A 20,300-nucleotide genomic window follows, 5' to 3' on the forward strand; every position below is an offset into this window, starting at 1 on the left:
CTTCTGCCCGGAGGCAGGGCCCTGACATTAGGTGTGCTGCTGGGATCGGCCGGACTTTGCCTGTCGGTGGGAGTGCTGACGGGAAGCGCTTCAGTTCCCGGCAGTGCCGCCGCAGTTGCAGCAGCAGCCACACCCACGCCGACTTCCGGTTCAACGCTCTCGCCTGCCCCGACTTCCGGCCCGGCGGCGACTTCCGCTCCGGCAGCAACGGACAGCATCAGTTTTCTGTGCGGAGAGGCCGCCGGGCTGACGGCTGGCAACAAGCCCGAGGAGGCTCTCGCCCTGATCGAAAAGGTCCGGGGCCAGGGACGCAGTCCCTCCCTGACCGCCACAACGGCCTGCGAGGAACAGCGGCTCGCGGCGGTAGCCAAGACTCGGCAGCAATCTCCAGCTACGACGCCCCCCACCAACATCGTTCAGGACCTGAACGTTGGCTGGGACGGGTTCGTGAAGAATGTGCTTAACCCAGCGACCGGCGCTGGACTTGGTTTGCTTGGGCTGGTCGCCGCCTTTCTCTTCCTTGGACGGCTGCTGGTTTACTTGCCGAAAATCCCTTGGGTCAAGATCAAGCCGGGTTACCGCGCTGCCTTGGTTCTCGGTGGGCTCGCGGTCATCGTTGTGGGCTCGTGCGCAATAGTGAAGTCGCTTGCCGACGACAAAGGCGTTTTCGCGGTCGGGACGCAGATACAAGTGGCACTTGCAGGCCTGCTGGCACTGGCCGGCTCGCTCGCGCTGGCCCTCTATTTCAGCAGCAGGCTGCGGATAGCCCTGGACGTGCGCGACCCGGAGGGCGACACCCGGAAGGTTGATGTGTCACGCGTCGGTGCTCTGCTGCTGGAGCTTGGTTCCGAGCCGCCGCGCGGGATGGAGGTTCCTGAAGGTTCCGACACCACTGACCTGGGCAACGGCGTGCTGACCGTAATGTTCACCAATAAGGTTCTGGCTGCACTGCAAAAGATTCTGGCCTACGTCTTCAATGTCACACCGTGGCGCGCCGTGGTGGCGTCCGGAAATGACAACTCGGTGACCGTTGCCATGTCCCGCAATGGTTTGGGCGTAGGGGCGGCGAACATCGACAGGGCAACACTTGGCCTGCCTGCCGGCAAGGCGGCGGGAACCCCGGCAGGACAGGATGCACAGGCCAAGAGCGGGACTGATGCAACCCTTGATCTGCACAAAATGGCTGCCGCGTTCATCCTCGTGACACTGGCCGGAAAGCATCACGGGTTCGAGGGACTGTGCGGCACCACCAGTTGGCGGAGTCTTGGATGGCACTGCATAGGATCCGATCATGGAGTCGAGGACGAACAGGCCAGGAAAATGCTCGGCGCTGCCGTGGAAGACGACCCCGGCAGCCTGCTCGTCGAGGTTGCCTTCCAGAACAGGATGTACCGCAAGAGCACCGAGCAGGCGGAAATCCGGCAATACGCCGACTGGCTGCTGCAAAGGGCCGAGGACATCAACGGGAAAATCGTTCCCGGAGAAACCGCCCTCACTGGCCTGCTCTACCGTGTTGAGCTGACTTTTATCAGAATCGTTTTCAACCTGCCACGGAAGGGGAACGATTTCCTCCAGTTGGGACCGACTGCACAAAAGATCGCCCTGGACTTGCTGCAGGAACTCGCGCCGAGGAAGCGAATGCCCCTGCCTGTACCGCTGGCCCACTCGATTCGTCTGGACGCCGCGCTGGTGTACTACGACCTGCATACCCTAGGAGTTCCGGGCACGCCTGTTGAGTCTTACAGGGGCCTGTATGACGAGGCACACGCTTCGATAGCGCCCCGAACCGCCTACAGTGCGGCTTGCAGCCTTGCCAGGAGGGAAGGCGTTAACGGCCGAAAGGAAGTGCAGGAGAGGCTCCGCTACGCATTTGTCGATCAGGAATGGAGGGACTGGGCACGGAAGGACCCGGAGTTTGAGGTGCTACGAAAGGACAAGGGCTTCCTTGAATTCCTCGGCGTGAAGCCACGGGGGGACTTCTGGAAGCTGGAAGCGTTCGAGCCCTACGAGAAGCGCCTGCGCGAAGCCGGCATCGCAAGGCCAGGCGACCTGTACCAGAAGGAAGTGGGGCAGAGTGGCATTAGCGCCTACCTGAAGGTGAGTCCGCTGGTGCTTAAGCGGCTATGCAGGCTGGCTGCGCTCGTCCGGAGGGCCCAGGCTGTACGCGCCGAGGGGGACTCCTTGGCGGTTCATCCGTACCGGGTGGAAGTGGTGGGCGCGCTGGTGCAGGCCGGCGTCGAATCCCCTGAGGAAATTGACGACGAGTGGCTCAAGGCGGCTGTGCCAGGTGCAGGTGCACTCGATGCTGACGCCGGCGATTTCGTCGAGGGGCTCCGGAAAAGCATTGAACAGCGGGTCCTGATAGCTCCGGACACCCCTCAGCTGAAGGCTTGGTTGCTTCGGCTGAAGGGGACTCGCGAAACATGAACCGGACCCCAACTGGCTCGCAGTTGTTGTCGTTTTGACGCTCGAAAACGACAACAACTGCGAGCTACTTTTTGCCCGCGCAGGAGGCGCGGCGAATGACAGCGGTCCCGCCGGACTCCTTCCGTCCGGTGGGGCCGCTGTCATGTCTGTCCTGCCGCCAACTACCTGAGCGCTGCGCAGAGATCGATCTCCATCGTCCTCGAATTCCGCAAGGGTCCTCGATGCCGCCGTCGATGCCGTGAAGGTCTTGCCTGTCACCGGATTCTCGGGGTCGGGACTGTAGTTGATGTACGTGAACTCGTTACCCCCGGGGCGGACATAAAGCGGCCGGCGCACCGCTGGCGAGGTGGATAGCGGCAAGAATATATACTCAAATGAGAAAAAATTCTTGTATTTAACTAAACCCCCGCATAGGCTGGGAAAGAACCAAATTTCGCCGCTGCAGGGAAGCGCGGCGCCTTACGAGGCAGGCATGAAGGAAGCGCTGATGAACACTACCCCTTTTGATCTGACGGGGCGCCGCGCACTCGTCACCGGCTCCTCCCGGGGCATCGGCCAGGCATTGGCGGGCGGCCTGGCCGCGGCCGGTGCCAGCGTGGTGCTGCACGGGCTCGACGCCGAACGGCTGGAGCGGACGCACAAGGATTTCGCCGAGCGCTTCGGCCCGGACCGCGTCGATGCAGTGGCCTTCGACATCACGGACGAGGACTCCGTCGCGGAAGGCATTTCCCATATCGAGGAGAACCTCGGCGGGCTGGACATTCTGGTCAATAACGCGGGAATCCAACACCGGGTCCCGTTGCTGGACCTCGCGCTCGAGGACTGGAACCGGGTTATCAACACCGACCTCACGAGCGCCTTTCTGGTGGGCCGCCAGGTAGCGCGCCGAATGCTGCCGCGGGCCCGGGGCAAGATCATCAACATCGGTTCCGTGCAGTCGGACCTGGCACGCCCGACCATCGGGGCCTACACCGCGGCCAAGGGAGGCCTGCGGAACCTGACGCGCGCCATGACCGCTGAATGGGCGGGCGCGGGGCTGCAGGTCAACGCCGTCGCACCCGGCTACATCCACACCGAGATGACGCAGGCCCTGGTGGACGATCCGGAATTCAACAGCTGGATCTGCAAGCGGACCCCGGCCGGCCGGTGGGGAACCGTGCACGACCTCATGGGTCCGGTCCAGTGGCTTGCCTCTGATGCTTCGGCGTACGTCAACGGACAGACCATCTTCATCGATGGCGGAATGACGGCGGTGGTCTGAGATGAGCGGGGAAACCATGACGTCAGGAGCGGCACTCGTAGTGCACGGCGTCGAAGACCTGCGCCTGGATCCGGTGGAGCCGGCGGAACCGCGGACCGACGAAGCCGTCGTCGAAATCGCCTACGGCGGGATTTGCGGGTCCGACCTGCACTACTGGCTGCACGGGGCCGCCGGTGAGTCGATCCTTCGGGAGCCGCTGGTGCTGGGACATGAAGTGGTGGGCACAGTCACCGAGGCGGCGGCCGACGGGTCGGGTCCGGCAGCAGGCACTCGGGTCGCCGTCCATCCGGCCACACCTGGCGGCGACGGCGCCCGCTATCCGCAGGACCGTCCCAACCTGTCCCCGGGGTGCACCTACCTCGGCAGCGCAGCCCGGTACCCCCACACCCAGGGCGCATTCAGCCGGTACGCGGCACTGCCCGCCCGGATGCTCCGCCCCCTGCCCGACGGGCTGACGCTGCGGGCGGCCGCCCTGGCAGAGCCTGCCAGCGTCGCCTGGCATGCGGTCGCCCGCGCCGGCGACGTCCGGGGCAAGCGCGCCCTGGTGATTGGCTGCGGGCCCATCGGCTGCCTCGCCGTCGCCGTCCTCAGGCGTGCGGGCGCGACGGAAATTGTCGCCGTCGACGTTCATGAGGAGCCGCTGAAGCGGGCGCGCCTGGTGGGTGCCACCGGCACCATCCTGGCGTCCGACGCCGATGCTATCGCCGCCGTGGAAGCCGACGTCACCGTTGAATCGTCCGGGAACCACCGCGGGCTCGACTCGGCGATCCGCGGAACGATGCGCGGCGGCAAGGTGGTGATGGTCGGACTGCTCCCGAGCGGGGCCCAGCCGGTGGCCATCTCACTCGCCATCACCCGTGAACTGGACCTTCTCGGCTCCTTCCGCTTCAACGGCGAAATGGACGAGGTCCTCGCCGCCCTGGCCGACGGGAGCCTGCACGTGGAGCCCGTGGTCACGCACGAGTATGACTTCAACGAGGCCCTTGAGGCATTCACCACCGCGAAGGACGCCAGCCGCTCGGGAAAGGTGCTCCTGCGGTTCACGGCCGACTTGAATGCCGGCGGCACCCGTGCCGCCGGCACGGACAACTCAGTCACGGACACAGGGGAGAACTGATGCTGCACAGCATGGGCACCACGCCGGGCGCACCTGCCGGCCGGGAACGGGTAACAGCAGTGACCGGCAACCACTGCCCGGTCAGCGGCATGTGGGAACCTGCGGGCGAGGAAGGCGGACGCCGCCGCCTCCTGGAGGGCACTGTCATGCCGGCCTTCCGCAACACCGCCGCACAGTGGAAACTGCTCGAAGGCCTCCGCAGACGTGACCTACGTTCCTGAGGCACGGCCCCGCCGCGCCGTCCGGATCAGTGCCGCCCAGGGCCGTACAGCCCTGGGCGGCGCTGCCGTGGGCGCAGTTGCCAGTGGGTACACGGAAGCCGAACAGCGGCTTGCAGCGGCCAGGATGTCGCGCGCCCACCGGCAGAGCCGGCTGCGCACCCTCCTGAACCAGAGGAATGAAGCCATCGGTGCGGCCCTGACGGGCCGTGTGCCGGCAGCGGCCATTGCCGCCACCACCGGGCTGAAGCTGACCGAGGTGAAGAAGCTCGGCCGTGCCTACTCTGACTCGTACGCTCCGGACCTCTCCCGGGAGCAGCATGTTGCCGTGCTGTCCGCCCTGGCGGAACAGCTGCGGGCGGTGGAGGAAGAAAAGGAAAGTGCCGAGCGGCAGCTGCGGGCCGACGTCGTCGATGTCCTGCGGAGCGGGAAAATGGACGTCTTCCGGATTGCCGCACTGACGGCCGTAACGGCCGAGCGGCTGCGCGAGCTAACGCGCGGAACGGGACTGCGCACGGAAAACTTCCGCGCCTGAAGTTTCAATGCAGAAAAGACGTCCTACCCGTCGGAAGCGGGGCTTTCCGCGCGGGAGCGGTCGGCGCTCCAGCCGGTCATGGCACCCTTGAGTGCGGCGACGAGGCGCTCCGTTGCCTGGTCCTTCGTCAGGCCGACGGTGTTGATGAGGTCGAGGATTTCACGGGGGTCGAACAGGATGTTCCAGAGGAACATCGCCTCGTCGCCGAGCGGCTCGAGGCCGAGCTCGTCGCAGGTTTCGCGGAGCGGCCGTTCGAGAGCCTCCGCCTGGACGGTCAGGTAGAAAGCACCTTTGCGCAAGCGGGCCAGGTAGCCCTCACCGGAACGGGTGTAGAGCATGGCGCCGCCGTGCCTGGTGACCAGGTCCACCCATTTGCGGCTGACGGCGGTCAGCAGTTCCAGCCCCGTGGCGTCCTGCTTGAGGCTGAAGTCCCGCAACTTTTCACCCACGCCGAAGCGGTACTCCGCCAGGACGTCCTCGACCGAGGGGAAATGGCGGTACGCCGTGGCAGTTGAAATCTCCGCATGCTTGGCGATGTCGGTCATGCTGATGGGACCCCGCCGGGCAGCAAAGAGCTGGCCCGCGGCCTTTACGAGTTGTCGTCGGTTGCGCTGGGTGTCGCTACGCATGGTTGGGTCCCCTCTCGGTACTCACCTAGCTTAGGGCCTTTGCGGCGGCCCATCCTTTGAGGGCCGCGGTGAAGGTACGGACCAGCCGCTCCGACGCCTGGACAGCCGTCAGGTCGAGGCTCCCAATGAGGTCGAAGATTTCACGCGGGTCGAAGAAGACGTTCCACAGGAACAGTGCCTCGTCGCCCTGGCCCTCCACTCCGAGGGCGCGGGTGACCTCCTCCAGCGGCCGTGCCAGCGCGTCGGCCTGCACGGTGAGGTAGTAGGCGCTGTCCCGCATGCGGGCAAGGTAGCCTTCGGCGGAGCGTGTGTGGACCATCGAGCCGCCGTGCTGAACCACCAGCTGGACCCATTTCCGGCAGACCAGCTCGAGCAGTTCGTAGCCCTGCGCTTCCTGCGCAGCGCTGAACGTCAGCAGCTCGCGCCCCACCTCGAAGCGGTACGCTGCCAGCACGTCATCCACCGATGCGAAATGGCGGTACGCCGTGGCGGTGGAAATGCCTGCCTCGGCGGCCACGTCGGCCATGGACGCCGACGAGCCGGCGCCGAAAAGGGCGCCGGCGGCGTTGACCAGGAGCGTCCGGCTCCGGAGCGTGTCGGGGCGGAGCCCCGCGGCGGGATCGGCGACCGTCATCGCGGTTACCGGAGGGCGGCCAGGCCGGCCGCCAGGCGTTCGACGCCGGCCGTGATGGCTTCGGCGCTGGCGGCGTACGAAAGGCGGAGGTGGAATTCGCCGTTCCGGCCGAATTCGCTGCCCGGACGGACCGCAACGCCGAAGTCGCGCAGGTGCGCCACCATCTGTGCCGCCGGAAGGTCGACGTCGTACTTGGGGAAGAGGTAAAAGGCGCCTTCCGGTGAACTGACGGTGAGTCCGGGAATCTTGCGCAGGCCGCTGGCCATCAGCTCCCGGCGCTCCGAATACGAGGCGTGCATGCGCTCGATGTCCGGGCCGCAGGTTTTCAGGGCGGTCAGGGCGGCGAGCTGGACAGCGGTGTTCATGGACCCGTTGAACGTGTTGTGGACGCGGGCGGCCGAGGCGATGACCTCCGACGGGCCCCACAGGTAGCCTACGCGCCACCCGGTCATGGCATAGCTCTTGGAGAACGTCTGGCAGTAGATGGTCCGGCCGCGCAGGCCCTCGATTTCCAGGGCGGAGACGAAGGGCTCCGGTGTGTAGACAAGGTCGCTGTAGGCCTCGTCGGACAGCACGAGGGTCTCGGTGCCGGCCACCATGTCGGCAAGGGCCTCGAGCTCGCGGCGGGAGTGGACGATACCCGTCGGGTTGGAGGGGTTGCAGAAGACGAACAGCTTGGCGCCTTCCAGTGCCGTGGCCAGTGCTTCCAGATCCCAGTGCAGGTCCTCAGCGAGCGGCACCGGAACGATGGTGCCGCCGGCCATGCTCACCAGGTCCGCATAGAGGGAGTAGGTGGGGTCCGGGATGACGACCTTGTCGCCGGGGTTGACGATGCCGAGGATCGCGGCGGAGAGGCCGGCGGTTCCGCCCTGGGTGATGAGCACGTTGCCCGGGCTGGCCACTCCGTCGAGGAGCCGGCCGATACGGGCGGCCAGCTCCTCGCGAAGCACCTGCTCGCCGAGCAGCGGCGAGTAGTGGGTGTGGCCCTCTTCCAGGGCCTGTGCGGCCGCGGCGCGCACCTGGGCGGGGGTGTCGAAGTCCGGTTCGCCCATGGCCAGGGATACGAGGTCCCCCTTGGACTGCGGCTGCTGGACGCGCAGGGACGTGCGCTGGACGCGCAGCACGGCCTCCGAGGGCTGGAAGGCGCTGACGAGGGTGGCGGCTGGTTCGAGGGTCATGGTGGTCCTGCCTGAAGTAGAGGGATGGGTTGATGGGGCGACGGCGGCGGCGCCCCTGGTGTTCGAAGACGCGGTGTTTGGGGACGTGGAGACGGCTGCCGTGGCGACGGAGATGCGGCGGCGCTTCATCGCTGGGGGATGTCCTCGGCGGGGGCGCCGGTCCAGCGGCTGATTTCGATGTCTCCCGAGGTGTCGCGCTGCACGGTTGGGGCGATGATCAGTTCCTGGACCACGGTGCGCTGCGGCAGCGTGGCCACTAGGTGGATGGCGCGGGCCACGTCCTCGGGCTGGACCATGGCGTCGCGTTCCTCAGCGTGCGGCGGGCGTGCCCGGTTGTCCAGGATGGGGGTGGCGGTTTCACCGGGAAGGATGGTGACGGCGCGCAGCCCCTCGTTGCGGAAGGTGTTGTGCAGGTACGTCATGAAATTCCGGACGGCTGCTTTGGCCGCGCCGTACGCGGCGCCGCCCAGGAGGTTGGGGTTCACAGCCGCCAGCGAGGAGACCGTGATGATGGTGCCGGTGTTCCGGGAGAGCATGTCCGGCAGGACGGCCTGGGTGAGGAGGTAGACGGCGTTGAGGTTGACGTCCAGGACCTCGTTCCATTCCTCCTGGCTGATCCAGCGGACGTTGAGAACCTTGCTGGCGCTGCCGGCGTTGTTCACCAGGATGTCCACGGGACCAAGCGAGGAGCGGACGTCCTCGATGAGGGCGTCGACCTCGGCCTTCGACGAGATGTCGGCGGCCTTGACGATCGCGTGCCCGCCGTCGGCTGTGATGGCGGAGGCGACGTCGTCGAGCACCTCACTGCGCCGGCCCACCAGGACCACGCTCGCGCCCTCGGCGGCGAGAAGTGCGGCGGTGGAGCGCCCCATGCCGGTGCCTGCACCGGTGACTACGGCCACCTTGCCTTCGAGAAGTGCCACTTTACCGCTCCTAAATGCAGTGAGATTGATGCTTCATATGAGAAAAGTTTCTCATCTTTTGGTTGGCTGGGTCAAGCGCCCCTTTGTCGGGCTCAGGCCGCGGCTGGGGTGGCGGCCAGCACGGACGCGTGCGGTAGCCGGACGGCGGAGAACAGGCTGCGGACCCGGTCCTCGAGGGCGGCGAGCAGACGCTGCTGTTCGCGGTAGCTTGCGACCGCTTCGTCGTTGCTGACCCAGCGGAAAGTCATCTTCTGGCCGGGGCGGGCCTGGGCCAGCATCGGCAGGGATGCCTTGGTGGCGAAGGCGACGATCGGGTAGCCGGCAGTAAGCGTCCGGTACCGGCCCAGAATGATGAGTTCGTCGCCGTGCGGGATCTCGAACGCGCCGATGGGGACGCCGTGAGACACGATTTCGCCGAGTCCCTCCGGATGGACCACGGGGCCGTCCAGCCGCAGGCCCACATGGTTCGATTTGGCGGTGACGGTGTATTCGCGGGAGGCCAGCAGGTCCGTGATGCCGGGTGCGGCGGCCGTTTCCGGGCCCTCGACGATGTCGATGCGCCATGTGCCCGGGCTGAAGGACGGGACGGGCACGGGCAGCCGGAAGAGGGGCTGGGACAGGTAGGGATGCTCAAACCCCGCATAGCTGCTGGTGAGCTGAAGATCCTGCCCGACGCCGATCTGCTGCGGAAAGCCCATGCGCGCTTCCGGTGCGGCGCTGCCCATGAAGAGTCCGGTGGCGAGGGACCCGCTGAAGGCCAGGTAGTTGCGCATACCGCCCCGGGCATTGGCGATGAGCACCCGCGCGCCGGCGGGGACGCAGACCGGCTCCCACATCGCGGCGGCCCCCCCGTTGACGGTCACGTCCGCAGGGGCGCCGGTGACGGCGAGCAGCACCGGAGCGTCTGGAATGAAGCTGAACCTGCCGCCCATGATCTCGATGCACGTGGCGGAACGGAGGTTCCCCACGAGGATGTTGGCCACCGACGCGGAATGCTGGTCGGCCGCGCCTCCGCAGGGCACGCCCATGTACTCGGAGTGTTCCCGTCCAAGGTCCTGGAATGTCGAAAGCCAGCCGGCCTCCCGGATCTTCAGTCCAACAGTGAGTTCAGCGGTTGCCATCGGTGGTCTCCCTGGAAGTTGATGCCCGGAGGAACCGGCCTTCGAGCGCGTCCCAGTCGCTTTCCGGGATGACCCGGAAACGCACGCGGTCACCCGGGATGTAGGACGTGGCCGGGTCTTCCCGGATGTCGCACACGGTCAGCGGGGTGCGGCCGATGACTTTCCAGCCGCTCGGGCCGGGGAAGGGCTGGATGATGGCGCTGGTTCCGGCCACCATCAGCGATCCAGGGTCCACGTTGGTGCGCGGTTCCCGGCAGCGGCTGACCTGGCCGGGGAACGGGAGGGTCCCCATCATCGGAGCCATCGCGGACGCGAGCAGGTTGATGGAGAGCTCCGTGGTCTCCAGGATCCCCAGCACGGCCTCCTGGCTGATGCCCAGCTCGTCCGCGACGCCGGGAAGGTCGGGGGAGAAGGCCTCACTGACCACTACCGGGATCTCGAAGAATTCGGGAGAGCGTCCCGGGGCGCCGCCCGCAGCAGCGCTGCCCGCAGCGGCCAGCCGGATGGTCTGCGCGAGCTGGCCGTGGCTGACGGCCAGGCAGTCGAACTCCACCAGCACCGAATCCACGCCGGCCACCACGTCCAGCAGCCCGTGCGGCTGCAGTTCGAACACCAGCTCGCGCAGCCGGCGGCTTCCGGCCTGGCGTTCTTCCGCCGTGCCGGAAGCCGCCTTCAGCATCAGCGCCGAGTCGCCGAACGGTGTCGCCTCGATCTCGAATAATCGTTGCGTCGGCTGCTCGGGCGCTGGCTGGGTGTTCATGGTTCCTTGGTTTGTATCAGGTGTGCAGATGGTGAAGGTTAAAAACTAGGCAGCGGCCCGGCGTGCCTTCTCGGCGAGGACTTCCTGGAGGCCGGTGGCCGTGATGCCGGCGGCCTCGAGCGCCTTGCGGAGCGCGGTGCCGTTCTCGAGGACCTGCGGATGGTCGCCGTGGAGGAGGACCACGTCGGCGTCGTGCCCGAGCGGAACCACCTTGCCAGTGACGGCGCGGACGGTGCCTTCGGTGACCACCTGGACCACGCGGCGGCCGATTTCCTCGGGGTCGTGCAGGAGGGCGCCCTCGGTGTTGCGGGAGACCGGCATGCCGTCCTCGCCGTAGCCGCGGTCGGCCAGGAACACGTAGCCCACCTCGAGGCCGCGCTTGCGGGACTCATCGGCCAGCAGACCGTTCTGGCAGATCACGATGTAGGAGGGGTCGTAGGCCTTGATGGCATCGGTGATGGCGCGGGCGTGCTTGGCGTCGGTCTGGGCGATGCTGCCCATCCGGCCGTGCGGGGCCACGTGGCTGATCTTGCCGCCGTGGATGCGGGCGAAGGCGTCCAGCGCACCGATCTGGTAGAGGACGTCGGTGCGGATTTCCTCTTCGCTGGCCTCGATCAGGCGCCGGCCGAAGCCCACCAGGTCGGGGTAGCCGGGGTGCGCGCCGAGTTCGATGCCGCGCTCCACGCAGGACTTCACCGTGGCATCCATGACGCGCGGATCGCCGGCATGGAAGCCGCACGCAATGTTGGAGGCCGTGACCAGGCCCAGGAGGGCTTCGTCGTCGCCGATGGTGTAATTGCCGTAGCTTTCGCCGAGGTCTGCGACGACGGCCACTGAATTGATGCTCAAGGTTTGCTCCCGGTGGTTCAGATTGTGGTGCTTGTAGTCCGACGACGGCGGCCGGCCGGCTAGGGCGGCAGGCCGCCGTCGTACGTTTTTGCAGTTGTTGCCTAGTGCGTCTGCAGCGGCAGTCCCTTGGTTTCCTTCAGGAAGAACACGGACACCAGGGTGATGATGGCGGTGCCGATGGCGGCGTAGGCGGGGACCATGCTGTTGCCCGTTGCCTTGATGATCTCGGTCATGACCAGCGGGGCGCTGCCGCCGAAGATGATGGTGCTGATGCTGAACCCGATGCTGTAGGCGGAGTAGCGGACGGTGGTCGGGAACATCTCGGTCAGGACCGTGTGGACAACCGCGGCGTGACCGGAGAAGGCGATGGCCATAACTACGGTGGCGACGCAGGCCAGGACCATGTTGCCGGTGGTGATCATCGCGAACATCGGGTAGGACACCACCGCCATGAGGACCGCGGAGAGTGCCAGCACGGGCTTGCGGCCGATCCGGTCGGAGAGGCGGGCCATGAGGGGGATCGAGATGATGATGGCGATCAGGCTGAAGGCGGTCACGGTCAGGGCCTGGACCATGCTGAAGTTGTTGCCGCTGCCCAGCTGGGTCTTCAGGTAGGTGGGCATGTAGGCGAAGAGCAGGTAGTAGCCGGGGCCGTTGACTGCCGGGAGGAAGATGGTCAGCGCGATGGCCTTGAGGTGGCGCTTGGACGTCAGGGCTGCACGCAGCGGGTTACGCTCCACCTCATTGCGCTTGCGCAGTGCGTCGAAGTGCGGCGTGTCTTCCATCTTGGAGCGGATGTAGTAGCCGATGTAGCCCAGCGGCAGGGCGAACAGGAACGGGATGCGCCACGCCCAGCTTTCCATGGTGGCGTCGCCGAGGGTGGTGATGAGTGTTGCGGACAGTGCGCTGCCGAACAGGAGGGCGCAGAAGGAGCCGACGGCGATGAAGCTCATGCTGAAGTTACGGTGCCGGTTGTGGGCATACTCGCCCACGAAGGCCATGGCGCCGGCCACTTCACCGCCGGCGGAGAAGCCCTGCAGGATGCGGAAGAGGATCAGCAGCGCCGGTGCGGCCCAGCCGATGACGGACGAGGACGGGATGAGGCCGATGCAGGCGGTGGCGCCCGAGATGAGCAGCAGCAGCATGGCGAGCAGGTTCTTTCGTCCCAGCTTGTCGCCAAGATAGCCGCAGATGACGCTGCCGAACGGGCGGGCCAGGAAGCTCACCAGGAAGCCGACGTTCGTCAGCAGCAGGGAGCCGAGGTCCTTCGAGCCCATGATGTTGATGGCCAGGTACGTTGTCAGGAGGCCGTAGATGCCATAGTCGTACCACTCCACGAAGGAGCCCATGGTGCCGGCGAAGGTTGCCTTGCGCACCATCTTGCCGTCAGCTGTGACGACCTGTACTTGAGCGGTGTTGAGGTCCACTGAATCCGTCGATGAATTAGTCATAGGAGTTCTCTCAGTCTAGGAGGGTCCCTGTTGCGGGAGAAGCTTGGATTAGCTGTATTCGCGCGTGACTTCGGCCGTCATTTCGGCCTCGTGCGCGGCGACTTCGATAACGCGTTCCAGGATTTCCGCGGCGCGGGCCTGGGGGATGATGACGACGCCGTCGTCGTCGGCGGCGACGATGTCGCCGGGGGAGCAGACGATTCCGCCGATGGCCACCGGTTCGCCGATGACGCCGGGGCCGTTCTTGAACGGGCCTGCGGGGGTGGTGCCCCGGGCGAAGACCGGGAACTTGATTTCGGTGATGGTGGCGCGGTCGCGGATGTAGCCGTCGATGACGGCGCCGGTGGCGCCGGCGGCCTCGAAGCGCTGGGACAGCTGCTCGCCCACCAGTGCGCGGTGCTCGTGGCCGAATCCGTTGATCACCACCACGTCGCCGGGCTCGATGTAGTTCAGCGCCTCGATGACGGCCGCGTTGTCGCCCGCCGCACCCAGGACCGTGAGTGCCGAGCCGACGCAGCGTGCGCCGGACCAGACGGGGTTGATGTTGCCGTCCACGAGGCCGAGGCGTTCCATCGCGTCGCCGATGTTGGCCACCGGGAACTTCTCGAAGGCCTTGACCAGCTCACGGGACGGGCGGGTCCACTGCGCGGTGCGGACGGTGAGTTCGAGCGTTGTTGCCATGGGGGTTCAGCCTTTGGTTCTGGAGGGTGGAATGCACTGGCGGTACTTGAGATGCCAATCACATATGAGAAAAGTTTCGCGTTTCTTTTTCCATCCGTCAACCCTTTTCTGTTTCCGGGATGTAAAAGGTTGCGGGCGGGGCCTGCGAGGGGTTTTGATTAGGCGACTGACCGACTGGCGGTGGTGCCGCCGTCGTTCGTTAGCGCCAGGCGCACCTGCTCCACGAGGGTGGCGGGGGACTCTCGGATGTCCAAAAGGATGTGCGGTTCGTCGGACTCGAGGGGCTCAAGCGCGGCGAGCTGGGAAGTCAGCATGGCTGCCGGCATGAACTCGTGCTGCCGGCCGGCCACGCGGCTGGTCAGCGTTTCGGCGCTGCCCGTCAGGTGCAGGAACAGCACCTCGCCCGCTGCGGCCCGGAGTTGGTCGCGGTAGCGGCGCTTGAGGGCGGAGCAGGCCACGATGATGCCGCTGCCGTCACCGGCGCCGTCCCTAAGGGTCCTGCCGATTTCGGCAAGCCAGGGGTGGCGGTCGGCGTCGTCCAGGGGAATGCCCGAGCCCATCTTCTGCTTGTTGGCGGCGGGGTGGAGGTCGTCCCCGTCGATGAATGTCAGGCCGAGCCGCCGGGCGAGCAGGCTGCCCACGGTTGACTTGCCGCAGCCCGATACGCCCATCACCACAATGGGTGGAAAAGTCGTCTTCGTCATTGATGGATCCTTCCGGCGGCACCCTTGCCACGCCTGCGTCTTGATGCGATGATGATCGCATATGAGAAAAGTTTCGCAGATTCGAACCGGGTGGTCAACAGAGCCTTTCCCGCGGTCTGCCACTTCCGACAAAGGACTCCGAATGCCTCCCATCAGCACCGTCAGCTTTCCTGACCAGGACCTCCTCGCCCGCCTGTCGCCGCTTCCGGAGGGCATCAAGGGAGCTGTGTGGGACCTCAAATCAGACCCGGAGGACGTCGCCCTGGCGGAGATTGACGCCGTGGTCCTGCCCTACCTCAATGCGGGTGCTGTGCTGGGTTCACTCTCCAAGGCGAGCAACCTTCAGCTGGTCCAGACGCAATCCACCGGTTACGACGGTGTGCCGGAGGCTGCAGGTCCGGCGGCCGCCGTCGCCACCGCTGCCGGGGTCCATGCTGCGGCGACGGCGGAACTCGCTGTCGGGCTCATCCTGGCCAAACTCCGCGGAATCGATGCCGCGGTCCGGGACCAGCAGGCGGGCAACTGGAATCCGCAGCGCCGCCCATCCCTGGCGGACCGCCGGGTGCTGCTCCTCGGCGTCGGCGGGATCGGGCACGAAATCGCCAAGCGCCTGGCGCCGTTCGAGGTGGAGCTGACGAGGGTGGGCAGCAGTGCCCGCTCGGACGGGTACGGCCAGGTGCACGCCGCCGCGGATCTTGTTTCCCTGGCCGCGACGCATGATGTCCTCGTAGCCGTGACGCCGCTGAGCGATGCGACGCACAGGCTGGTCAACGCCGAAGTCCTGGCCGCATTGCCGGATGGCGCTTTGGTGGTGAACGTGGGGCGCGGGCCCGTGGTGGACACCGAAGCCCTGACCGCGGAGGTGCTCTCCGGACGGCTACACTGCGCCCTCGACGTCGTGGACCCGGAGCCGCTGCCCAGTGACCACCCGCTGTGGAGGTCCGAGAACGCGCTGATCACACCCCACGTCGGCGGCAACGCCTCTGCGTTCGAACCGCGGATCGTCAAGCTCCTGGCCAGCCAGCTCGAAGCCCTCGCCGCAGGCAACCGCCCGGCAAACCTGGTCCAGGAAGGGCCTTTCGCCGCCGGCTGAACTTGTCGAAACCGGGTCCCGCTGGATGAGCCTGCCGGAAAGCCAGGCTCCGCCGCGCGACGAATCGCCAAAAATGGCCGCTGGAAACGCAATCAGGCGGCCGTTTTTGGTAAACCGGCGCCGAGGTTCCAGTGGCTCCGGCGGAAGCCCCCGGATACCGTTCTGGCAAGACCGTTTACTAGAACGGCATCTGGGTACCGTAATCCCATGCAGAAGATATCGATCGACGCCTTGGCAAGGCAGCAGCTCGAGGCCGCCGTCGCCTCTCCCAACGGGCGGGCGGCAGACACCGTCTTCGGCGGTCATGAGAAGGTACTTCGCCAAACAGTGATTGCCATGAAGGCCGGCGTCCAGCACAGCGAGCACCTGAACCCCGGGGAAGCAACCCTCTTCGTCCTCCACGGATGCATCCGGCTCCTGTCCGACGACGCATCGTGGCAGGGAAAGCCCGGGGACCTGCTGATCGTCCCGGACGGACTGTACAGCGTCGAAGCCGAGGAGGACTCCGCATTCCTCTTCACGGTGGGCAAGACCGACGCCGGAACCGGAGCCTACGAAAGCCGATAAGAGGAGTCGGGGTTCAGAAGGCCCCGGTTCAGGGGACCGGCATGACGTGGACGATGATGACCTGCACGTCCTTGGAACCGTCGTAGCGAAGGTCGTAGTTCACCAACAGGCCCGTGGCGTAGCCCGGCTGAATGGAGAAGTCGCTCTTGCCGCCAGGATCCCGCTCGGTGGAGGTGATCCAGTTTTCGGCGGATTCATTATCAATGCCGTAGCGCTTGACCCCGTCACGGATGAGCTCGGAGAGCTCCTCCGCGGATCCGGCGGTCAGGAAGTACGTGACGGAACTGAAGTCCGTCCGGGTTTTCCCGGAAAGAAAGCGGAGCCTGTCCGTCTGCGCGGTGATCTCCCCGGTCGGTCCCACAATCGTGAGATCGATCTTGCCTGCGCCCTTGGTGTTGACCTCGGGCCCAAAAACTTCGCCTGCGCCCACCTTGACGGCGGACTTCTCCAAGGTCCCGGAGCGCATGTCCAGCCGCGCAGTCTTGCTCGCCTTGATCTGTTCCACGCCGGCCTCATCGAGAGTTGAGAAGGCACCCGGGGCAAGGGTCGCCGTCGTTGTGGGCGTCCTCGGCCCGCTCGTCACGGTGCAGCCGCTCAGGAGAAGGCCGGCCGCCAGCAGAGCGGCAACGACCGGAATGTTCTGTCGGCGACCGCCAGCCCGGTATTGCCTGGAGTTTAGACGTGCCGTGCTACTCACAAAATCCCCCTGTTGCTGTGTCATCTGCCGCCGAGTGGTCAATGGTGAGGAGGCTCAGGGCGGCAAAGAGACCTTTTAGCTCTCCAGATACGGCGGCGAGGAATCTTTTTCACAAAGTTGCTCCGGGTTCTCTGTGGCGGGTGGCGGGAAGAGGGTCAGCCCAGCGGAAAGACGCCGATGAACCAGAACAGGGCGACGGCAAAGACAGCGAAGAACGGTATCAGGCACCCCAGCGCGGTTCTCGTCTGGGAGGAGACATGGAATGACTCGTTGGGGTTGGCCGGGTTGTATGCCACCTCTATCGGCGATCCCGGCGCCGGCTGCTCGGCAAACGACACATCGGATTCACCGGTGAAGGGCGTTCCGTGCGGGCCGATGAACTGGTAGCTGGGCCAGAAACGGCGGTTCCGCGTCATGTTGCCGGTGCCGCCGCTCCAGCCGTTTCGGCTGCCGGTGACGGTGGCCTGCACACGGGGCCAGTCAGCGGTCCGCAGTTCGTGGCGCTTGGTCTTTCTGACCGTGTGGATGATGGAGTAAGCGGCGCCGGCAACGAACAGCGCCCAGATGGCGTACAGCATGATTTTCAAGAGACCCCCAAGCTCACCCAGCAGTATATGTTCATCGGCTGCTCCATAACGGCCGTTTTGGCGCCGCAAAACGGCCGTTATGGAGCAGCCGATCGAGACACTGAGCGGGCACGCACCTCGGACAGCAGCCAAACGGTCCGCGCGAGTGGCCAGGTGAGGGCCAGGGCGAGTGCCGGGACCAAGGTGATTCCGACGTCGGGAAACTGGTAGACAATGACGGGCAGCTTGGTATCGAACCGGGCGGGGGCATAGATGAAGCACAGCCACAGCACGAATGCGTCGAGAACGAGCGCGGCGGCTGCCCCCGCCAGGGGCAGCCAGCGGGTACGGGCCGCTGCTGACCGGCGGCGCAGGACGGCGAGCGCCAGGTACAGGCTCAGCAGTTCCGCCAGCAGCAGCGCCAGCGCCACCGCCCAGCTGTAGCGCTGCAGCCAGTCCTCCTCCAGCACCGCGGGCTCCGGGGGAATTCCGTGGAGTATCCGGAGGACGTTGGTATCGATTGACCTCAGCCGCGACGGCGCAGACGTGTCATTGCCGTTGATGACCAGGGCGAGGCCGATGCCCGAGGACGGGACCATGGCCACGTAGGTGTGCGAGTTGCCCCATTCGCCCTGGTGCTCCACTATCGGCAGCGCCCGGCTACTCTGGCCGACGGATCCCGACAGCGAGAGGGTGTACCAGCCCATGGCGTACCCCGTGAAATCATCAACCCGGGTACGCCGCTCCAGCAGGGCGTCCACACTCTCCGGCCGGAGGATGCGGCCGTTGCCGATCCGGCCCTTGTTCAGGAGTGCGATCAGCTCCCGCCCGAGGTCCTCCGCCGAGGCGTACATGGTGCTGGAGGGCACGCCGGCGGCGGGCGCAGGAACATCGGTCTGGCGCCAGAAAGAACCAAACCACAGCGAATGTCCGGCCGCCATGTTGTCCGCCTCGGCAGCTGACCGCGCGGTGTGGCTGTGCGCCATGGCCAGCGGCCCGAAGACATGCTCTTCCATGTAGTCCCCGAACGGCCGGTTGGTTACCGTCTGTACCAGGAGGCCAAGGATGTTGTAGTTCGCGCTCGCATAGCGGAACGATTCACCGGGGGTTCCGGCCAGAGCGGAATCCGACAGGGCGCGCACGCTGTCCTCGAGGGCCGCCGGCCCCTGGGCGCTGGAGGCTTCGAATGCCGTGTCCGTGGACGCCATGCCGCTCGTCTGGTGCAGCAGGTGGCGGACGGTGATCGCGGCTGAACGGCTGTCCTTCAAGGTGAACCAGGGCAGGTAGGTCCGCACCGGCTCGTCCAGCCGCAGCCTGCCGGCCTCCACCTGCTGCATGACGGCAATGGTGGTCAGGGTTTTGCTGGTAGAGGCGAGCAGCACGGGCGTCTGGATAGTCATCGCGCGCCCCGAGTCATCGGCGCGGCCCAGAGCCGCGGCGTGCACCTGCCGGCCGTCCCTGACCACGACCACCGCGGCACCGGGAATCCCGATGGAATCCATCTGGTCCTGCAGAAAGGCGTCCACCAAAGCGAAGGACTCGTCGCTTGCCACCGGCGGAGGCTCCGGCGGCACGGGAGGCACCGGCGCCAGCAGGCCGGAGCCGGTGAGCAGCCCTGAAGCCAGCAGGCACACCAGCCAGCGGCGCGATGACCTCTGAAGAATTCGCATGGCCGCACCTGCCCTTGGGCTGTCCGTGACTTCACGGTAGGGCCAGCCCGGGTAGAAGACAATAAGTGGAAACAGCGCATATTGCCGGCTGCACCAAGCAACCCCGAACCTTCAGGAGACAGAAGACCCGATGAGAGTCACCACGACCACGCTCGAAATGCTTGCCCCGCCGACACAGGAGGCGCGGGCCTTTCCCGAGGAAGTCCGGTTGGACCGGGCAGTCGCCGTGTCCCCGGAGTACGCGCGGTTCCTCTACGGGCTGGTCGGGGGTCCATGGCACTGGACTGACCGGCTCGAGTGGTCCAGGCAGCAATGGGCCGACGAGCTAGGTGTCCCCGGTGCTGAATTCTGGATCCTCTACGGCGAAGGCGTTCCCCTCGGCTACGTGCACCTGCACCCAAAGCCCGCCCACCAGGGCACGGACATCGAGATCCGCTACTTCGGCCTGACGGAACAAGCCATCGGCCGCGGCCTCGGCGGACGCCTCCTGGAACACGGGATCCAGGCGGCCTGGTCACTTTCGGAACGGTTCGAACTTCCGCCGGTCACCAGGGTTTGGGTCCACACCTGCACCCTCGACGGACCAGCTGCCCTCGCCAACTACCAAGCCAGGGGCCTCGTTATCGTCGGTGCGGAAGACGAGGACCAGGACGTCGACGTTCAGCCCCTCGGCTCCTGGGTCTCGACCGGCGGACCTGTCGGCGCCGGCCAGCACTCAGCTGACCAACACTGACCCGTTCCGGGACTGCTTCCCGGCCCGCCCGCAAAGTGCGGGCCGCCCCCATAAGGGAACAGCCCGCCGTCGTACGTTCTGGCTGGAAGCTACAGCGAGTAAGCCTTCGGCAGCTTGTGCCCGCGTTCCGCCATGAGGGTGCGCAGGCGGGTGGGGTAGTCGGTGATGATGATGCCGTCCACGCCGAGGTCCATCAGCTTGGCCATGTCCGCGGTGGTGTTCACGGTCCACGGGATCGCCGGCAGGCCGAACTCGTGGGCTTCGGCGATCATCTGCGGGTGACGGAGCGGAACGTGGGCCTCCAGCGACTCCTCCGTCCGCTCGCCGCGGCCGCCGCGGTGCGACGGCAGGCCGAACGAGCCGTTGCTCTCGTTGGTCTTGATGGCAGTATCTTTCGCCCTGGGCGTCGTCGTTCCGGTAGCGTTCGACGACCGCTGTCCGGATGCTCCTATGGGAGTCAAATCGTCTCCGACAAAAAGCCTCAAC

General features: G+C 66.1%; 22 protein-coding genes. 8 read left to right on the plus strand and 14 right to left on the minus strand.

Annotation, left to right across the window (positions count from 1 at the left end):
- Window positions 1-447: 447 nt before the first annotated feature.
- From ACFTR6_RS07635 to ACFTR6_RS07655, 5 genes are all read left to right on the plus strand, one after another.
- Window positions 448-2,427 (plus strand): hypothetical protein, encoded by a 1,980-nt coding sequence (locus ACFTR6_RS07635; RefSeq protein ID WP_377957434.1) that lies wholly within the window; start codon window positions 448-450, stop codon window positions 2,425-2,427.
- 487 nt (window positions 2,428-2,914) lie between these two features.
- On the plus strand, window positions 2,915-3,688 hold the full coding sequence (locus tag ACFTR6_RS07640; RefSeq protein WP_377957435.1) for an SDR family oxidoreductase: 774 nt from the start codon (window positions 2,915-2,917) through the stop codon (window positions 3,686-3,688).
- A 1-nt stretch (window position 3,689) separates the two neighbouring features.
- Window positions 3,690-4,805, plus strand: coding sequence for an L-idonate 5-dehydrogenase (locus ACFTR6_RS07645; RefSeq protein WP_377957436.1), 1,116 nt, complete (start codon window positions 3,690-3,692; stop codon window positions 4,803-4,805).
- Window positions 4,805-5,026, plus strand: coding sequence for a hypothetical protein (locus tag ACFTR6_RS07650; protein ID WP_087874464.1), 222 nt, complete (start codon window positions 4,805-4,807; stop codon window positions 5,024-5,026). The genes ACFTR6_RS07645 and ACFTR6_RS07650 overlap by 1 nt, the downstream gene beginning before the upstream one ends.
- On the plus strand, window positions 5,010-5,558 hold the full coding sequence (locus ACFTR6_RS07655; RefSeq protein ID WP_076798632.1) for a hypothetical protein: 549 nt from the start codon (window positions 5,010-5,012) through the stop codon (window positions 5,556-5,558). Before ACFTR6_RS07650 ends, ACFTR6_RS07655 begins: the two co-directional genes overlap by 17 nt.
- A gap of 23 nt (window positions 5,559-5,581) precedes the next feature.
- Here the strand turns inward: ACFTR6_RS07655 and ACFTR6_RS07660 are convergent, their stop codons facing one another.
- The 10 genes from ACFTR6_RS07660 to ACFTR6_RS07705 all read right to left on the minus strand — a co-directional run bounded on the left by ACFTR6_RS07660 (window position 5,582) and on the right by ACFTR6_RS07705 (window position 14,488).
- Window positions 5,582-6,187: a TetR/AcrR family transcriptional regulator gene (locus ACFTR6_RS07660; RefSeq protein WP_087874465.1), complete on the minus strand. Its 606-nt coding sequence runs from the start codon at window positions 6,185-6,187 to the stop codon at window positions 5,582-5,584.
- A 25-nt stretch (window positions 6,188-6,212) separates the two neighbouring features.
- Complete coding sequence (locus tag ACFTR6_RS07665; RefSeq protein ID WP_377957437.1) at window positions 6,213-6,821, minus strand: TetR/AcrR family transcriptional regulator; 609 nt, start codon at window positions 6,819-6,821, stop codon at window positions 6,213-6,215.
- A gap of 5 nt (window positions 6,822-6,826) precedes the next feature.
- Window positions 6,827-7,999, minus strand: a complete 1,173-nt coding sequence (locus tag ACFTR6_RS07670; RefSeq protein ID WP_157365108.1) for a pyridoxal phosphate-dependent aminotransferase — start codon at window positions 7,997-7,999, stop codon at window positions 6,827-6,829.
- 125 nt (window positions 8,000-8,124) lie between these two features.
- A complete protein-coding gene (locus ACFTR6_RS07675) occupies window positions 8,125-8,922 on the minus strand; it encodes an SDR family oxidoreductase (RefSeq protein WP_377957438.1) in 798 nt (265 codons plus the stop codon).
- A gap of 92 nt (window positions 8,923-9,014) precedes the next feature.
- Entirely contained in the window at window positions 9,015-10,043 is a 1,029-nt protein-coding gene (locus tag ACFTR6_RS07680) for a biotin-dependent carboxyltransferase family protein (protein WP_377957439.1), read from the minus strand.
- Entirely contained in the window at window positions 10,030-10,803 is a 774-nt protein-coding gene (locus ACFTR6_RS07685; RefSeq protein WP_377957440.1) for a carboxyltransferase domain-containing protein, read from the minus strand. Before ACFTR6_RS07685 ends, ACFTR6_RS07680 begins: the two co-directional genes overlap by 14 nt.
- Window positions 10,804-10,848: 45 nt before the next feature.
- Window positions 10,849-11,652: a LamB/YcsF family protein gene (locus ACFTR6_RS07690; RefSeq protein WP_076798626.1), complete on the minus strand. Its 804-nt coding sequence runs from the start codon at window positions 11,650-11,652 to the stop codon at window positions 10,849-10,851.
- Between the two features lie 101 nt (window positions 11,653-11,753).
- A complete protein-coding gene (locus tag ACFTR6_RS07695; RefSeq protein WP_087874470.1) occupies window positions 11,754-13,103 on the minus strand; it encodes an MFS transporter in 1,350 nt (449 codons plus the stop codon).
- 48 nt (window positions 13,104-13,151) lie between these two features.
- On the minus strand, window positions 13,152-13,784 hold the full coding sequence (locus ACFTR6_RS07700) for an RraA family protein (protein WP_377957441.1): 633 nt from the start codon (window positions 13,782-13,784) through the stop codon (window positions 13,152-13,154).
- A 158-nt stretch (window positions 13,785-13,942) separates the two neighbouring features.
- Entirely contained in the window at window positions 13,943-14,488 is a 546-nt protein-coding gene (locus ACFTR6_RS07705) for a gluconokinase (protein ID WP_377957442.1), read from the minus strand.
- A gap of 142 nt (window positions 14,489-14,630) precedes the next feature.
- Between ACFTR6_RS07705 and ACFTR6_RS07710 the strand changes: the two genes are divergently transcribed.
- Window positions 14,631-15,581 (plus strand): 2-hydroxyacid dehydrogenase, encoded by a 951-nt coding sequence (locus tag ACFTR6_RS07710; protein WP_377957443.1) that lies wholly within the window; start codon window positions 14,631-14,633, stop codon window positions 15,579-15,581.
- Window positions 15,582-15,788: 207 nt separating this feature from the next.
- Entirely contained in the window at window positions 15,789-16,148 is a 360-nt protein-coding gene (locus ACFTR6_RS07715) for a LuxR family transcriptional regulator (RefSeq protein ID WP_377957444.1), read from the plus strand.
- 28 nt (window positions 16,149-16,176) lie between these two features.
- Here the strand turns inward: ACFTR6_RS07715 and ACFTR6_RS07720 are convergent, their stop codons facing one another.
- The 3 genes from ACFTR6_RS07720 to ACFTR6_RS07730 all read right to left on the minus strand — a co-directional run bounded on the left by ACFTR6_RS07720 (window position 16,177) and on the right by ACFTR6_RS07730 (window position 19,081).
- Complete coding sequence (locus tag ACFTR6_RS07720; protein WP_377957445.1) at window positions 16,177-16,731, minus strand: hypothetical protein; 555 nt, start codon at window positions 16,729-16,731, stop codon at window positions 16,177-16,179.
- Window positions 16,732-17,000: 269 nt separating this feature from the next.
- Window positions 17,001-17,432, minus strand: coding sequence for a DUF3592 domain-containing protein (locus ACFTR6_RS07725; RefSeq protein WP_377957446.1), 432 nt, complete (start codon window positions 17,430-17,432; stop codon window positions 17,001-17,003).
- A gap of 77 nt (window positions 17,433-17,509) precedes the next feature.
- Window positions 17,510-19,081 (minus strand): serine hydrolase domain-containing protein, encoded by a 1,572-nt coding sequence (locus tag ACFTR6_RS07730; RefSeq protein ID WP_377957447.1) that lies wholly within the window; start codon window positions 19,079-19,081, stop codon window positions 17,510-17,512.
- A gap of 130 nt (window positions 19,082-19,211) precedes the next feature.
- On the opposite strand from ACFTR6_RS07730, the gene ACFTR6_RS07735 reads away from it, so the two are divergent.
- On the plus strand, window positions 19,212-19,814 hold the full coding sequence (locus ACFTR6_RS07735; protein ID WP_377957448.1) for a GNAT family N-acetyltransferase: 603 nt from the start codon (window positions 19,212-19,214) through the stop codon (window positions 19,812-19,814).
- A gap of 89 nt (window positions 19,815-19,903) precedes the next feature.
- Here ACFTR6_RS07735 and ACFTR6_RS07740 read toward each other — a convergent pair whose 3' ends face one another.
- Window positions 19,904-20,275: a glycerophosphodiester phosphodiesterase gene (locus tag ACFTR6_RS07740; RefSeq protein WP_377957449.1), complete on the minus strand. Its 372-nt coding sequence runs from the start codon at window positions 20,273-20,275 to the stop codon at window positions 19,904-19,906.
- Between the last annotated feature and the right edge of the window lie 25 nt (window positions 20,276-20,300).

Source organism: Arthrobacter sp. NPDC057009, from assembly GCF_042673905.1.
Classification (GTDB): Bacteria; Actinomycetota; Actinomycetes; order Actinomycetales; family Micrococcaceae; genus Arthrobacter.

Excerpts from the sequence above, each read along its gene's own strand:
- ACFTR6_RS07640 (WP_377957435.1), top strand. The coding sequence starts at position 2,915 with ATGAACACTACCCCTTTTGATCTGACGGGGCGCCGCGCACTCGTCACC.
- ACFTR6_RS07645 (WP_377957436.1), top strand. The coding sequence starts at position 3,690 with ATGAGCGGGGAAACCATGACGTCAGGAGCGGCACTCGTAGTGCACGGC.
- ACFTR6_RS07650 (WP_087874464.1), top strand. The coding sequence starts at position 4,805 with ATGCTGCACAGCATGGGCACCACGCCGGGCGCACCTGCCGGCCGGGAA.
- ACFTR6_RS07660 (WP_087874465.1), bottom strand. The coding sequence starts at position 6,187 with ATGCGTAGCGACACCCAGCGCAACCGACGACAACTCGTAAAGGCCGCG.
- ACFTR6_RS07665 (WP_377957437.1), bottom strand. The coding sequence starts at position 6,821 with ATGACGGTCGCCGATCCCGCCGCGGGGCTCCGCCCCGACACGCTCCGG.
- ACFTR6_RS07670 (WP_157365108.1), bottom strand. The coding sequence starts at position 7,999 with ATGACCCTCGAACCAGCCGCCACCCTCGTCAGCGCCTTCCAGCCCTCG.
- ACFTR6_RS07680 (WP_377957439.1), bottom strand. The coding sequence starts at position 10,043 with ATGGCAACCGCTGAACTCACTGTTGGACTGAAGATCCGGGAGGCCGGC.
- ACFTR6_RS07685 (WP_377957440.1), bottom strand. The coding sequence starts at position 10,803 with ATGAACACCCAGCCAGCGCCCGAGCAGCCGACGCAACGATTATTCGAG.
- ACFTR6_RS07695 (WP_087874470.1), bottom strand. The coding sequence starts at position 13,103 with ATGACTAATTCATCGACGGATTCAGTGGACCTCAACACCGCTCAAGTA.
- ACFTR6_RS07700 (WP_377957441.1), bottom strand. The coding sequence starts at position 13,784 with ATGGCAACAACGCTCGAACTCACCGTCCGCACCGCGCAGTGGACCCGC.
- ACFTR6_RS07705 (WP_377957442.1), bottom strand. The coding sequence starts at position 14,488 with ATGACGAAGACGACTTTTCCACCCATTGTGGTGATGGGCGTATCGGGC.
- ACFTR6_RS07710 (WP_377957443.1), top strand. The coding sequence starts at position 14,631 with ATGCCTCCCATCAGCACCGTCAGCTTTCCTGACCAGGACCTCCTCGCC.
- ACFTR6_RS07715 (WP_377957444.1), top strand. The coding sequence starts at position 15,789 with ATGCAGAAGATATCGATCGACGCCTTGGCAAGGCAGCAGCTCGAGGCC.
- ACFTR6_RS07730 (WP_377957447.1), bottom strand. The coding sequence starts at position 19,081 with ATGCGAATTCTTCAGAGGTCATCGCGCCGCTGGCTGGTGTGCCTGCTG.
- ACFTR6_RS07735 (WP_377957448.1), top strand. The coding sequence starts at position 19,212 with ATGAGAGTCACCACGACCACGCTCGAAATGCTTGCCCCGCCGACACAG.